Annotated in this window: 11 protein-coding genes; 7 read left to right on the top strand and 4 right to left on the bottom strand. The window is 77.3% G+C overall.

The genetic code is table 11. From position 1 onward, the window contains the following. Positions 1–50: 50 nt before the first annotated feature. The gene (locus V2S66_RS13620; protein WP_330795033.1) at positions 51–605 is read right to left on the bottom strand and encodes a winged helix-turn-helix transcriptional regulator; all 555 of its coding nucleotides are present in this window, start codon (positions 603–605) and stop codon (positions 51–53) included. Between the two features lie 93 nt (positions 606–698). On the opposite strand from V2S66_RS13620, the gene V2S66_RS13615 reads away from it, so the two are divergent. Beyond that, positions 699–2,129: an MFS transporter gene (locus V2S66_RS13615; RefSeq protein WP_330795031.1), complete on the top strand. Its 1,431-nt coding sequence runs from the start codon at positions 699–701 to the stop codon at positions 2,127–2,129. A gap of 113 nt (positions 2,130–2,242) precedes the next feature. Here V2S66_RS13615 and V2S66_RS13610 read toward each other — a convergent pair whose 3' ends face one another. Beyond that, positions 2,243–3,139, bottom strand: coding sequence for a 5'-3' exonuclease (locus tag V2S66_RS13610; protein ID WP_330795059.1), 897 nt, complete (start codon positions 3,137–3,139; stop codon positions 2,243–2,245). Between the two features lie 106 nt (positions 3,140–3,245). Here V2S66_RS13610 and V2S66_RS13605 point away from each other — a divergent pair, with 106 nt between their 5' ends. Beyond that, positions 3,246–3,959 carry a helical backbone metal receptor gene (locus tag V2S66_RS13605; RefSeq protein ID WP_330795029.1) on the top strand — a complete coding sequence of 238 codons (714 nt, stop codon included), beginning with the start codon at positions 3,246–3,248 and terminating at the stop codon, positions 3,957–3,959. Positions 3,960–4,046: 87 nt separating this feature from the next. On the opposite strand, the gene V2S66_RS13600 is transcribed toward V2S66_RS13605, so the two are convergent. Further along, positions 4,047–5,219, bottom strand: a complete 1,173-nt coding sequence (locus V2S66_RS13600) for a TDT family transporter (RefSeq protein WP_330795027.1) — start codon at positions 5,217–5,219, stop codon at positions 4,047–4,049. 70 nt (positions 5,220–5,289) lie between these two features. Here V2S66_RS13600 and V2S66_RS13595 point away from each other — a divergent pair, with 70 nt between their 5' ends. Beyond that, positions 5,290–6,231 (top strand): LysR family transcriptional regulator, encoded by a 942-nt coding sequence (locus tag V2S66_RS13595; protein ID WP_330795025.1) that lies wholly within the window; start codon positions 5,290–5,292, stop codon positions 6,229–6,231. Positions 6,232–6,328: 97 nt separating this feature from the next. Continuing rightward, on the top strand, positions 6,329–7,312 hold the full coding sequence (locus V2S66_RS13590) for a DUF2510 domain-containing protein (protein WP_330795024.1): 984 nt from the start codon (positions 6,329–6,331) through the stop codon (positions 7,310–7,312). A 73-nt stretch (positions 7,313–7,385) separates the two neighbouring features. Here the strand turns inward: V2S66_RS13590 and V2S66_RS13585 are convergent, their stop codons facing one another. Then, positions 7,386–8,588, bottom strand: coding sequence for an amino acid deaminase/aldolase (locus V2S66_RS13585; RefSeq protein ID WP_330795022.1), 1,203 nt, complete (start codon positions 8,586–8,588; stop codon positions 7,386–7,388). Positions 8,589–9,158: 570 nt separating this feature from the next. On the opposite strand from V2S66_RS13585, the gene V2S66_RS13580 reads away from it, so the two are divergent. Genes V2S66_RS13580 through V2S66_RS13570 form a run of 3 tightly spaced genes read left to right on the top strand, consistent with a single transcriptional unit; the run spans position 9,159 to position 12,090 of the window. After that, on the top strand, positions 9,159–9,995 hold the full coding sequence (locus V2S66_RS13580) for a hypothetical protein (protein WP_330795020.1): 837 nt from the start codon (positions 9,159–9,161) through the stop codon (positions 9,993–9,995). After that, positions 9,992–11,356, top strand: coding sequence for a type VII secretion-associated serine protease mycosin (gene mycP, locus V2S66_RS13575; protein ID WP_330795018.1), 1,365 nt, complete (start codon positions 9,992–9,994; stop codon positions 11,354–11,356). Before V2S66_RS13580 ends, mycP begins: the two co-directional genes overlap by 4 nt. Beyond that, positions 11,347–12,090, top strand: coding sequence for an SseB family protein (locus tag V2S66_RS13570; RefSeq protein WP_330795016.1), 744 nt, complete (start codon positions 11,347–11,349; stop codon positions 12,088–12,090). The genes mycP and V2S66_RS13570 overlap by 10 nt, the downstream gene beginning before the upstream one ends. Positions 12,091–12,143: the final 53 nt, after the last annotated feature.

Here is a 12,143-nt window from a genome sequence, read left to right as displayed (position 1 = left end):
AGCGCACCGTCCCGTCCCGTCCCGCCTCGCCCCGTCCCGTTCCGTTCCGTTCAGCGAACGCGGGACGGGGTCAGCGACTCGCGGGTGACCGGGTCGCCGCAGTGCTCGCAGCGCATCTCCAGCCGGACCTGCTCCCCGCAGGTGTGCCGGAACTCCACCGAGGGCACGTCCACCGCCCAGCGGTCCCCCCACTCGCGCAACGCCATCATCAGCGGGAAGAGTTCGAGACCCGCCCGGGTCAGGTGGTACTCGAACCGCGGCGGGTGCTCGCTGTACGGCCGGCGTTCGACCACCCCGGCCTGCTCCAGCTTGCGCAGCCGGTCCGCGAGGATGTCGCGCGAGGCGCCGGTGAACCCCGCGATCTTCGCGAAGGTGTGCACGCCGTAGGCCATCTCCCGCACGGCGAGCAGCGACCAGCGCTCGCCGAGGATCTCCAGGGCGGCGGCGATCGAGCAGGGCCTGACCCCGATCGGCACGCCCGCCATCTCGCCCAGCGCGGCCGGGGGGCAGCCCGCCGCCGCGGGGGCGACGTCCGTGCCCGTGGCCGTGCCGATACCTGATCCGATACCCGTGCCGGTGCCCGCGTCCACGTCTGCAGCGTCCATGGTTCCAGCGTAAACCGGCTGTGTTGCCTTCTCCTACTCACCGCTGCTACGGTCATGCCCCGCAGTCAGTAGGGAATCACAACACACTCCGGGGTGCACCTCACGATGACCCTGCCCGAGCGCACAGCGACACCGGCCGAGAACGCGCCGCCGCAGACGTACGACCTCCGCAGGGCCCGGCGCGTGCTCGCACTGAGCAGCTTCGGGGTCTTCGTGATGTTCCTCGACACCACGATCGTCAACACCGCCTTCGAGACCATCAGCCGCAGCTTCGGCACCGCGACCGGTCACCTGTCGTGGGTGCTCAACGCGTACAGCCTGGTCTTCGCGGCGGTGCTGATCCCGGCCGGCCGGCTCGCCGACCGCTACGGGCGCAAGCGCGTCTTCCTGATCGGCCTGGCCGGCTTCGCCGTGATGAGCGCGCTGTGCGGCGCAGCGCCGAACGCCGACGTGCTGATCGGCGGCCGCGCCCTGCAGGCCGCCTTCGCCGCCCTGGTCACCCCGACCTCGCTGGCCCTGGTGCTGCCCGAGTTCCCGCCCGAGCGGCGGCCGGTGGCCATCGGCACCTGGGGCATGATGGGCGCCGCCGCGGCGGCGCTCGGCCCCACCACCGGCGCGCTGCTCACCCAGTACGCCTCCTGGCGCTGGGTGTTCCTGGTCAACGTGCCGGTGTGCATCGTGGTCGTGGCCCTCGGGATACCGCTGCTGCGCGAGTCCCGGGACCCGCAGGCCCAGGGCCTGCCCGACCCGCTCGGCGTCCTGCTGGTCGCCGCCATGCCCGCGGCCCTCAGCCTGGCCATCATCGAGGGCCCCGCCTGGGGCTGGTCGGACCCGAGGGTGCTCGGCGGCTTCGTGGTCGCCGCGGCGCTGCTGCCCGTCTTCCTGTGGCGCACCCGCGTCGCCGCCCGCCCGGTGGTGGACCTGACGCTCTTCCGGGTCCGGCAGTTCAGCCTGGTCAACGTCGCGTCGATGCTCTTCTCCGCCGCCTTCTACGGGCTGCTGCTGGCGAACATCATCTTCCTGCAGACCGTCTGGCACTACTCGGTGCTGCGCGCCGCGCTCGCCACCGCTCCGGGACCCCTGGTGGTCGCCTTCGTCGCCCGCACCGGCAGCCGGCTCGCGGTCCGGTACGGCGCCCGGCGGGTGCTCACGGCGGGCGCCCTGCTGTGGTTCGCGGGCGCCGGGCTGCTCGCCCTGGAGATCGGCGCGTCGCCGCACTGGGCCACCCACCTGCTGCCCGCGTCCGTCCTCACCGGCCTCGGCATCGGGCTGACGCTGCCCGTCCAGTCCGCGGCCGCCGTGCAGTCGCTGCCGGCCGCCCGGTTCGCGATCGGCTCGGCGATCAACTCCAGCTTCCGCCAGCTCGGCGCGGTGCTCGGCATCAGCGCCTTCGTCGCCGTGCTGGGCAGCCCCGGCGAGGCGGACGCGCTGGCCGCCTTCCACCACGTGTGGTGGACCTTCGCGGTGACCGGCCTGGTCTCCGGGCTGGTCCTGCACCTGCAACGGCGACCGGGCACGCGCTAGCCGCCCGGCCGCCCCTCCCACGCCTCCGTCTGTGCGGGCCCCCCGTACCGCACGGACGGAGGTCTCCGACCCCCTCGGCGCGGCCCCGCCGCCGCCCTCAGCGGCGCGGGCCCTCAGCGGGCGGCGAGCACGTCCAGCAGGCGGGTCAGCGCACCGCCCAGACCCCAGCGGGCGGCCAGCGCCTCCAGTACCTCCGGGTCCGCCGGCTCGGCCGGCAGCGTGGCGTCGACCTGCGGCACCGGCACGTCCAGCGCCACCCGCACCACCTTCGGCGCCACGTCCAGATACTCGCCGGCGGCCAGGAGATTGCGCCGCCGGGCCGGCGTGAGCTTCGAGAACGGATCGGCCGCCGCGGCCCGCACGCCCGCCAGGTCGGCGTACTGCCCGATCAGCTCCGCGGCGGTCTTCTCGCCGATGCCCTTCACCCCCGGCAGCCCGTCGCTCGGGTCGCCGCGCAGCGCCGCGAAGTCGGCGTACTGCCCGGCCCGTACGCCGTACCGCTGCGCGATGGCCTGCTCGTCGATCACGTCGCAGTCCCCGACGCCCTTGCGCGGATACAGCACCCGCACCCCCCGCGCGTCGTCCACCAGCTGGAACAGGTCGCGGTCGCCGGTGACGACGGTGACCGGGCCCGGTGAGGCGGCGGCCAGCGTGCCGATCACGTCGTCCGCCTCGTAGCCGGGCACGCCGATCCGGGTGATGCCGATCGCGTCGAGCACCGCCTCGATCACCGGCACCTGCGGGGACAGCGTGTCCGGCACCTCCTCGGAGCCGGCCGGGTCCGCGACGCGGTGTGCCTTGTACGACGGGATCAGGTCCACCCGCCACTGCGGCCGCCAGTCGGCGTCCATGCACGCGACCAGCGCGCCGGGGGAGTGGTCGGAGACCAGCCTGGCGATGAAGTCCAGCAGCCCGCGCACCGCGTTGACGGGCGTGCCGTCCGGGGCCTTCACGGACTCGGGCACGCCGAAGTACGCGCGGAAGTACAGGCTCGCGGTGTCGAGCAGCAGCAGCCCGCCGGGCTTGTGGTCGTCGCTCTCCTCAGTCACCGCGCCAGCATGGCACGCCCCACCGACAGCGCGGGTGCACCGCCGTGCGCCGCCGTACGGTGGGGGCGTGACCCGAGTCGTCTCGCTCGTCCCCTCGCTCACCGAAGCGGTCGCGGTCAGCGCGCCCGGCCTGCTGGTCGGCGTCACCGACTGGTGCACCCACCCCGCCGACCTGGCCGCCGCGCGGATCGGCGGCACCAAGAACCCCGACGTGGCCGCGATCGCCGCGCTCGCCCCCGACCTGGTCATCGCCAACGAGGAGGAGAACCGCGCGCAGGACCTCGACGCGCTGCGCGCCGCGGGGCTGGACGTCATGGTCACCGAGGTGCGGTCGCTGCCGCAGGCGTTCAGCGAGCTGGAGCGCGTGCTGGCGGACGGCTGCGGGATCGCGCCGCCCGGCTGGCTGCACCGGGCGCGGGCGGCCTGGCGGGACGTGACACCGCACGCCCCGCGCCGCACCGCCGTCGTCCCGGTCTGGCGGCGGCCCTGGATGGCGCTCGGCCGCGACACCTTCGCCGGTGATCTGCTCGCCCGGCTCGGCGTCGACCACGTCCTGGCCGGCCACGCCGAGCGCTACCCGCGCTTCGATCCGGCCGGGCTGCCCCCGCTCGACCTCGTCGTCCTCCCCGACGAGCCCTACGCGTTCGGCGCGCACGACGGCCCCGAGGCGTTCCCCGGCGTCCCGGCCGCCCTCGTCGACGGCCGCCACCTCACCTGGTACGGCCCCTCCCTCCTGCGCGCCCCCGACGTCCTCACCGGTGCGCTCCGCGCGGCCCGCTGAGGACCTCCCCGGAGGGGTGGTCGCCGTGGTGGCCGGGCCGCCGGCCGGTGGGTGGTTGCCCGTGCCCCCGGGGAGTCGCGCGGGTCCCTATGCCGGGCGGGCGGAGCGCAGCGTGCCGGCGGTGGCCGTGAGCCAGCCGAGTACGAGGGCGGCGTAGAGGGCTACCGCAAGCCAGGTGAGGGCGTGCAGCCCGGTGTGCCGGGCCAGGGACGCGGCGCCGGTCGCGCACGTGCCGACCGGGAAGGTGAACGCCCACCAGGTCATCGAGAACCGCATCCCCTCGCCGGCGGCGCGGCGCACGAGGGCCGCGGCGATCGCCAGCCACAGCAGGGCGAAGCCGATCACCGGCACCCCGTAGACGACCGCGAACCCGCGCAGCGCCTCCGCGTACGGCGCGGGGAGCGCGCCAGGGGCGGCGTCGGCGATCGCGCCGGTGGCCGTGGTGGACTGCCCGAGCGGGCCCAGGACGAGGAAGAGCGCGGGCGCCGAGGCCGCCGGCAGGGCCGCGCGCTGCAGCAGCCGCGCCCAGACCACGGGCAGCGTGATCAGCGTCGCCAGCAGGCTCATCCCGAACATCGCCAGGCAGCCGAGCAGCAGCGCCCCGCGCTCCTGCGTGGCGCCCGCGGCGAGGTGCGGCAGCAGCGCGGGGCCCACCGACGCGGCCACCATCGGCGCGACCACCGGCAGCAGCCACACCGGCGAGGCGTCGCCCGGCCCGACACGGTGCCGCGCCACCATCAGGTACGGGACCGCGGCCGCGACGAGCAGCGCGGCCGCCGTGCCCACCGCCCACAGAGCCGCGCCGGCGGCGACCGCCGCGTGCTCGCCGAGCACCGGCCGCCCGAGGGTGAGCGCACCCGAGCCCACGGCCAGCAGGGCCATCGGCGCGCAGCCGTAGAAGGGCGCGACCGCGGGGTCCAGCAGGCCGCGCCGCGCGGTGTCTCGGTGCCACGCCCAGTGCCCGGCGCGCGCGGCGAGCACCGCGCAGAGCAGCACCGCTGACAGCGCCCACACCGCGGTGCACGCGGCCCGCAGCCAGCCGGGGCAGCCGGGCAGTGCCGCGCCCGCGTTCCCGGTGATCGCGGTGCCCATCACGGTGGCGTACCAGTTCGGGCCGACCCCGCGCAGCGCGGCGGCCGCACGGCCGTGCCGGGCGGCCGGACCGCCGGCCGGCCGCGAACGCGGCGGAGGCGAGGGCAGGACGGAGGGGCGCGGGGGGTGCGGGGAGTACGGCAGCGGTGTGCTGCTCGGTGCGGCCATGCTCCGACCCTCGCCGGGCGGGCGGCCGCCCGGTAGACGGTGCCGGGCTATCGGGGCATAAGCTGGACTTATGACGCACGAGGCCGCGGGTCCCGCGCCCCTGGCCCACCGGGTGCCCGACCTCGGCGCGATGGAGCTGCTGCTCGCCGTCGCCCGGCTGGGCAGCCTCGGGCGGGCCGCCCGCGAACTGGGCATCAGCCAGCCCGCGGCCAGCGGCCGGATACGCGCGCTGGAGACCCGGCTCGGCGTCGCCCTGGTGCGTCGCTCGCCCCGCGGCTCGCGGCTGACCGACGAGGGGGCGCTGGTCAGCGAGTGGGCCCGGCGGGTCCTCGAGGCGGCCGAGGCGTTCGACGCGGGCGCGCGGGCGCTGCGCGGGCGACGCGACTCGCGGCTGCGGGTGGCGGCCAGCATGACCGTCGCCGAGTACCTGCTGCCCGGCTGGCTGATCGCCCTGCACGGGCGGCAGCCCGGCACCGCGGTGTCGCTCGCCGCCGGGAACTCCGCGGCCGTCGCCCGGCTGGTCCTCACCGGTCAGGCGGACATCGGCTTCGTGGAGGGCCTCGACGTGCCCGCGGGCCTCGGCTCCGCGGTGATCGCCCACGACCGGCTGCTGGTGGTGACCGCGCCCGGCCACCCGTGGGCGCGGCGGCGCCGCCCGCTGGAGGCCGCGGAGCTGGCCGCCACCCCGCTGATCCTGCGCGAGGCCGGCTCCGGCACCCGGCAGGTGCTGGACGCGGCGCTCGCCGCGCTCGGCGGCCCCGCGCCGCCGCTGCTCGAACTCGCCTCGACCACCGCGGTCAAGGCCGCGGCGACGAGCGGCGCGGGCCCCGCGGTGCTCAGCGAGCTGGCGGTGGCCGAGGAGGTCGCCGCGGGCCGCCTCACCCCGGTGCCGGTCTCCGCCGCCCTCGCGCTGACCCGGCGGCTGCGCACCATCTGGCCCACCCCGCACCCGCCCACCGGCCCGGCCCGCGACCTGCTCGCCCTGCTCCCGTCGGCCGGGACCCGGCAGTGAGGCCGATTCCCGGCCGGCGGCGGCGAAGGGCGGATGTGACCGGTATGTGACCCCGGTCCTTACGGGATTCTCATGCAGGGGCCATAGGGTGACGGCCGTGACGACGACGACCCCGCCCGGCTGGTATCCAGAACCCGGGCACACAGGCAACAGCCCGGCCATGGAACGCTGGTGGGACGGAAGCGCGTGGACGGAGTACACGCGGACCGCCCCGGCGCCGAATCCCGCGCAGCCCGCGTATCCGGGGTACCCGGCGTACCCGGCGTATCCGTCGGGTGATGTGATCACCTCACCGGGCGGCGGCGCCCGCCGCAACAACCGCAACGTGGTCATCGCCATCGTGGTGGCCCTGGTGCTGATAGGCGGCGTGGTCGCGGGCGTCCTCGCCCTCGGCAAGGGCAAGAACGACGACGCGTCCTCCCAGCAGCCCCCGGCGCCCGCCGCCTCGGGCACGCCGCGGCAGGGCGGCCCGCAGACCAGGCCGACCGACCCCGGCCTGCCCCAGGACCCCGGCACCCAGGACCCCGGCACCCGCGGCGACAGCACCAAGGCGGTCGACGCCTACGACGGCATCAGCCTCCCGGTGCTGGACGGCTGGCAGGGCAGCAGCGGCGCGAGCGGCATCGGCTCCAGCGTGGTCACCAGCGAGTACGCGTGCCCCGGCGACGCCAGCAAGAGCTGCGTGCGCGGCGGCGTCTTCGCCCAGCCCGCGGCCGCCCTGCAGATCAAGGCGACCGGCGCGGAGGCGGCCGCGAAGGCGGACATCGCACCGAACGCCGCCAACTCGTACAGCCCGGAGATCTACGGCGCCACCACCTCGCACCAGCAGCTCGCCTCCAAGGCGGTGACCGTCGCCGGCCAGCGGGGCTACCTGGTGCGCTGGAAGGTCGTCACGAAGTCCGGCACCGGCGGCTACGTCGAGTCGCTGGCCTTCCCGTCGCCGTCCGGCAGCGGCAAGATCGTCGTCGTGCGCTTCGGCTTCGACGTCGACCCGAAGGCGCCCGGCCTGGACGTGATGGACCAGATCGCCGACGGCATCAAGGCCGACAGCAGCGGCGGCACCAGCGGCGCCGGCGTCTGACCCGACCTGACCCGGGTCGCCGCCGGCCGACGGCGCCTGGCGGCCCGCCCGTGCGCGGGCGGGCCGCCAGGCGTCACAGGAAGGTCTTGCCCTCGCCCCGGTAGGTCGGCGCGACCGCCGTCACCCGGTCACCCTCGACCAGGTGCAACTCGGCGAAGCGCTCGCACAGTTCACCGGCCTTCGCGTGCCGGAACCACACCTTGTCGCCGATCAGCAGATCGTCCGCGGGCGAGCCGAGCAGCGGGGTCTGCACCTCGCCCGGCCCCTCCTGCGGGTCGTAGCGCAGCCCCTCCGGCAGGTACGGCACCGGCAGCCGGTCGGGCCCCGCCGCGCCGGACGCCGGGTAGCCGCCGCCGAGCACGGTCACCACGCCCACGCCGGGCCGGCGCACCACCGGCATGGCGAAGAGCGCGGCCGGCCGGCCGCGGAAGGACGTGTAGTTGTCGAACAGCCGCGGCACGTACAGCCCGGAGCCCGCCGCGATCTCGGTGACCGCGTCCTCCGCCGCCGTGTGCTGCACGCTGCCGGTGCCGCCGCCGTTGACGAACTCCAGGTCCGGCACGACCGCGCGCACCGCGCGCACCGCCTCCGCCCGCCGGGCCGCCAGCTCCTTGCGGGCCGCGGACTGCATCAGCCGTATGGCCAGCGACCGCGCCGGGCGCCCGGCGAGCCTGTCGCCGACGCCGGCGACGTGCCCCTCGTACGCCATGATCCCCACCAGCCGGAATCCCGGCCGGGCGGCGATCGTACGGGCCAGCGCGGCCATCCGCTCCGGCGCGTGCAGCGGCGAGCGCAGCGCGCCCACCCGCAGCCGGCCGCCGAACCTGCGCAGCGAGGTGTCGAGTTCCAGGCAGACCCGCACGGTCTCGCCGCCGCCGTCGCGGGCCGCCTCGATCAGGTCGAGCTGGGCGACGTCGTCGACCATCACCGTCACGGCGCCGGCGAGCTTGGGGTCGGCGGCCAGCGCCGCGTACCCGGCCCGGTCCGCCGAGGGGTACGCGAGGAGCACGTCGGTGAAGCCGGCCCTGGCCAGCCAGAGCGACTCCTCCAGCGTGAAGGACATCAGGCCGGCGAAGCCGTCGCGGGCCAGCACGCGTTCGAGCAGCGCGCGGCAGCGGACGGACTTCGAGGCGACCCTGATGGGCTTTCCCGCGGCACGCCGGACCAGGTCGTCGGCGTTCGCGTCGAACGCCTCCAGGTCCACGATCGCCAGCGGCGCGTCGAGGTGGGAGGTGGCCCGGTCGTACCGGGAGCGGTCGGCGATGCGATCGGACATGGGGCGCAGCCTGCCAGACCGGGGCTACCGCGCGGTAGGGGCGGAGCCGGAGCCCCGTGGCAGCGGCCTCCGGCGGGGACACCGTAGAGTGACGCGCAAGCCGCGCATGTACAGGTCACGAGGGGGCGCCGGGTGAGCACCGGAGTGGACAACGGACAGACTCCGCCGGGTCCGTTCCCCACCCTCCAGCCCCGTGGCGCCGTCCCGCCGCGTCCGGCGCCCGCCGCCCCGCCGGCCCCCTCCGCCTCCGCGTCCGCCTCGGGCGGTGACCTTCCGCCCAGGCCGCCGGTCCCGCCGGCTCCCGCCGGGCCGCCGCCCGCCGCCCCGCCGCGGCCCGCCGTGCCGCCCGCGCGCTCGGCCGGCCCGGCCGCGGGCGTACCGCCGATACCGCGGGCCGACCCGATGCCCGCCCACGCGCCCGCACCGCCCCGCCGCCCGGTCCCGCCGCCCCCGCAGGCACCCGGTGGCGCGCCCGCGCCGAGCGCCGTGCCGCCGCCCCCGAGGACGCCGCCGACCGCGACCCCGCAACCCGCGCCTCCGCCGTCCGCGCCCCCGCCCGCCGCTCCCGCGGTGGCGCCGCCGTGGCCGCCGCCCCCGGTCCCCGGCGACGGCCACGGCTGGGGCCGCACCCGCGGCAGGATCGCCGCCGCCGTGGCGCTCGTCCTCGGCCTCGGGCTGATCGGCGGCGCGGTGGCCGGCGCCGCCATCAACCACGCGCCGCGGCCGGCGCCGCCGGTCGCCGACGGCAGCCCGGAGGCGTTCGCCAAGGCCAGGACGGTGTGGCGGAACACCCCGGTCGACCAGCTCTTCCCGCGCACCCTCACCGAGCAGGGCGCCGGCCCCGGCGGCGCCGACCGCTCGTGGTCCCGGATCGGCGTCGCGGCGCCCGCGGGCTGCACCGGGGCCTTCGACCCGCTGCTGCAGCGGGTGCTCGCGCCCGCCGGCTGCACCCGGCTGCTGCGCGCCACCTACGTCGACAGCACCTCGACCACGGTCACCACCGTCGGGCTGCTCGTCACCTCGGGGGAGCCGGCGGCCATGGCCACGCTGAACCGGCGCTGGGCCGCCGAGCGGCTCGGTGAGCGCGCCGACCTGCTGCCCAGGCCGGTGGCCTTCCCCGGCACCGCCGCCGCCCGCTTCGGCGGGCACCAGCGCGGCAGCTGGGCGGTGCAGGTCTCGGCGGACCAGCCCTTCGTCGTCTACGCGGTGAGCGGCTTCGCCGACGGCCGCACCGTCGCGACCCCGCAGCCCGCCGACAGGGCCGAGGCCGCCGGCACCACCACCGCCGCCGCGCAGGCGGGGCTCGGCTTCGACGCCACCGGCCTCGCCTCCGCGGTCGACGACCGCGCCCACACCGCGGCCGAGAGCGCCCTCGGCCCCACCCCCGCCGCGAAGAAGCACTCATGACCTCCCCCCGCCGCGTGCACGGCCCCGGCCCCAGCGTCTCCGACGGCGCGACCGCCCCGATCCCCGCCCCCGCGCCCTCCGCGGCTTCGGCCCCCCGACCGTCCCGGGGCCGGGCCGGGCGTGCCGCGAGGCGGCTGCTGGCCGCGGCCGGCGCGGTGCTCGTCGCCGTCACGGGCGCGCCGCCCGCGCACGCGGACGCCGCGCGCAGTCTGGACTGGGCGCTGGGCGCGCTGCACGCGCAGCAGGCGTGGCGGACCACGCAGGGCGCGGGGGTGACCGTGGCGGTGCTCGACACCGGTGTCGACGCCACCCATCCGGACCTGACCGGCCAGGTGCTGGCCGGGAAGGACGAGGTGGGCTTCGGCGCCGAGCGCGGCGACTCGGCGTGGGCGCGGCACGGCACCGGGATGGCCGCGATCATCGCCGGGCACGGGCACGGACCGGGCGACGGCTCGGGCGTGCTCGGCATCGCGCCCAAGGCCAGGATCCTGCCGGTCCGGGTGATCCTGGAGGACAAGGACCCGCAGCGTGCGAAGGCCAGGACCAGCAGGGGCGACGCGCTGCCGGCCGGCATCCGCTGGGCGGTGGACCACGGCGCGGACGTCATCAACCTCTCGCTCGGCGACGACAGCGCGACCGCCGCGCCGGTCGCGGCCGAGGACGACGCGATCCAGTACGCGCTGGGCAAGGGCGTCGTGGTGGTCGCCTCCGCGGGCAACGGCGGCGACCAGGCCGACCGCTCCTCCTACCCGGCTGCCTACCCCGGCGTGATCGCGGTCGCCGCGGTGGACCGCTACGGGCGGCACGCGCCGTTCTCCACCAGCCGCTGGTACTCCTCGGTCGCCGCGCCCGGCGACGACGTGGTGATAGCCGACCCGAACCGCAAGTACTACACCGGCTGGGGCACCAGCGCGGCCTCCGCGTACGTCTCGGGGGCCGCCGCGCTGATCCGCTCCGCCTCTCCGCACCTGAGCCCGCTGCAGGTCAAGCAGGTCCTGCAGAGCACCACCCGGTTCAGGCCGCAGGGCGGCCGCAGCGACGACCTCGGCACCGGCATGATCGACCCCGCGGCGGCGCTCGCCGCGGCGCGCAGGCTCGCGCCCGGCCCGGTGGTCCCCGCGCCGGTGGCGTACCCGCAGCGCTTCTTCGCGCCGGGCCCGACGCCGGCCCCGCGGCCGCCGGACCGCGCCCAGGTGCTCGGCGACGGCGTGGCCGCGTGGTGCGCGGCGGCCGGCGGGCTGCTGGTGGTGCTCGCCGGGGTGCTGTGGTCCCGCTCCTTCCGCACCCGGGCGCCGCAGCCGCCGGCGGGCGCCCCGGCGGGCGGCGTGGACCGGGCGGATAGGGTTCCCGGGTGGCGCTGAAGAACATCCCCGACCCCGGTTTCTCCGACGACGACGGCTCCGCCGACCCGGCGCTCGCCGCCGCGCTCGACGGCTACGCGGCCCGGCGCGGACCCGCCACGGCGGCGGCCGTCGCCTCGGCCCTGCACGGCGCCCGGCTGCTGGTGCCGGTCGTCGCGGTCCTCGGCGAGGCCGAGACCGGCCCCGACGGGCTGCGCCGGGAGAAGAGCAGCGACATGGCCGTGCCGGTGATCGAGGCGCCGGACGGCCGCCGCGCGCTCCCCGCGTTCACCTCACTGGCGGCGCTCGCCCGGTGGCGGGCGGACGCCCGGCCGGTCGCGGTGCCGCTGCGCCAGGCGCTCCAGGCGGTCGCGCACGAGGGAGCCGACACGCTGCTGATCGACCTGGCAGGACCGGTGCCGTACGAGCTGACCGGCGCGGACCTGCGCGCCGCCGCCCTCGGCCCGGCGGGACGCGACCCGCTGGCCGACCCCGCGGTGCGCGCCGCGCTGCGGGACGCGCTCGCCGCGCAGCCGGGCGTGGTGCGCGCCCACCTGGGGCCGGGGCAGCAGGGGAGCGACGGCACGCTGGGCCTGGTGCTCGCGCCGGAGGCGGACGTGGCCGGCACCGGCGGCGCGGTCGCCGCGGCGCTGGCCGCCGACGAGGTGCTGCGGGCGGCGCTCGTCCAGGGCCTCGACCTGGCCCTGCTGCCGCCGGACGCCACCGTGCCGGGCGCGCCCTTCTTCTCCCGCTGAGCCTGCGCCCTTCTCCCGCTGAGCGCGGCACCGCGCACCGCCGCATGGCCGGA

This window comes from Actinacidiphila polyblastidii (assembly GCF_036353415.1).
Taxonomy (GTDB): Bacteria; Actinomycetota; Actinomycetes; order Streptomycetales; family Streptomycetaceae; genus Actinacidiphila; species Actinacidiphila polyblastidii.
This window is presented reverse-complemented; position numbering and strand designations above follow the sequence as displayed.